This window comes from Streptococcus sp. HMSC057G03 (assembly GCF_001808745.1).
In the GTDB taxonomy this organism is placed as follows: domain Bacteria; phylum Bacillota; class Bacilli; order Lactobacillales; family Streptococcaceae; genus Streptococcus; species Streptococcus parasanguinis_Z.
This window is the reverse complement of record NZ_KV794423.1, coordinates 183054-184609: the sequence shown is the minus strand read 5'-3', so window position 1 is coordinate 184609 and position 1556 is coordinate 183054. Positions and strand designations below refer to the sequence as shown.

At 40.0% G+C, this 1556-nt stretch carries 1 protein-coding gene; it reads left to right on the top strand.

The window, feature by feature from the left end:
* Nucleotides 1–1556: SspB-related isopeptide-forming adhesin (locus HMPREF2686_RS10660; protein WP_315940697.1), on the top strand; the 1556-nt coding region annotated here is incomplete at both ends.

Below are 1556 nucleotides of genomic sequence, written 5' to 3'. Positions count from 1 at the left end.
CCAGAAGAACCTAAGTTCCAACCAGAGAAATATGTTGTTTCTGAAGCGAAATTTGATGTAACAGGTACAAAACTCGTTGATGATGACAAAGAATTGGCTAACAAGGTTGCGGATACAAACGCTAACCCATATGCGGACGATGCATCAAACAACGAAGAAGAAAACTTGAACACCAAGACTGTGAAACGTGGCCAAAAACTTTATTACCAAGTATGGTTGGATACAACTAAGTTTGACGCAGCTAACAAAGATAACATCCAAACAGTTGGTATCACAGATGACTTCGATGAAACTAAGTTGACTGTGAATGCTTCAGACATCAAGGCATACGATTCAGTATCAGGTGCGGATGTTACATCTAAGTTTGATATCTCAATCTCTAACGGTGTAATCACAGCTAACCTCAAAGATGGCTTCACTAAGTCACTTGGTGATGCTGAAAACACTCAAATCATCGATACTACTAAGTTCGAGTTTGGACGCTACTATAAATTTGACATTCCAGCAACTGTGAACGCAGACGTTCCTGGCGGTGTAGATATTGAAAATACTGCGGCTCAAGTAGTGAACTACTACAACCCAACAACTAAGAAAGTTGAAAAACCAAGCAAACCAACTGAAAAACGTGTCAACAACGTTCCAGTTGAAGTAGAATTCAACTTCACGAAACGCTTGGAAGGCCGTGAACTGAAAGCTAACGAATTCAGCTTCGTGCTTAAAGATTCAGAAGGTAAGACTCTTGAAACTGTAAGCAATGATGCATCTGGTAACGTTAAGTTCAAAGCTCTTGAATTCAAGAAGGGTCAAGAAGGCGTACACAACTACACAGTAGAAGAAGTTAAAGGAAGCGACGCAACCGTTACATACGACACCATGAAAGCGAATGTAACAGTCACAGTGAAACACGATGGTACTGCTAAAGTTCTTGTGGCAACTGTAGGCGACATTGCGGATAAAGAATTTAACAACCGTGTAACTCCTCCAGAAACTCCAGAATTCAATCCAGAAAAATATGTTCTAAACGAAAAAGAATTTGATTTGACTGGAACTTCATTATTAGATGATGATAAAGAGTTGGCAGACAAGTACGCAGATACCAATGCGAACCCATATGTGGACGATGCATCTAACAACGAAGCTGCGAATATCAATACTAAGACTGTTAAACCAAAAGATAAATTGGTTTACCAAGTATGGCTTGACACAACTAAATTTGATGCAAACAACAAAGACAACATCCAATCAGTAGGAATCACAGATGACTACGATGAGGCAAAAGTCGACGTTGAAGCTTCAGCTATTAAAGCATACGATGGTAAGACTGGTGCGGATGTAACAGCTAAATTCGATATTACTGTGAACAACGGTGTGATTACTGCAACTCTTAAAGATGGCTTCACTAAGTCACTTGGCGATGCGGAAAACACACAAGTGATCGACACAACTAAATTCGAATTCGGACGTTACTACAAGTTTGATATCCCAGCTACAGTGAAAGCTGACGTTAAAGGCGGAGTAGACATCGAAAATACTGCGGCTCAAGTAGTGAACTACTA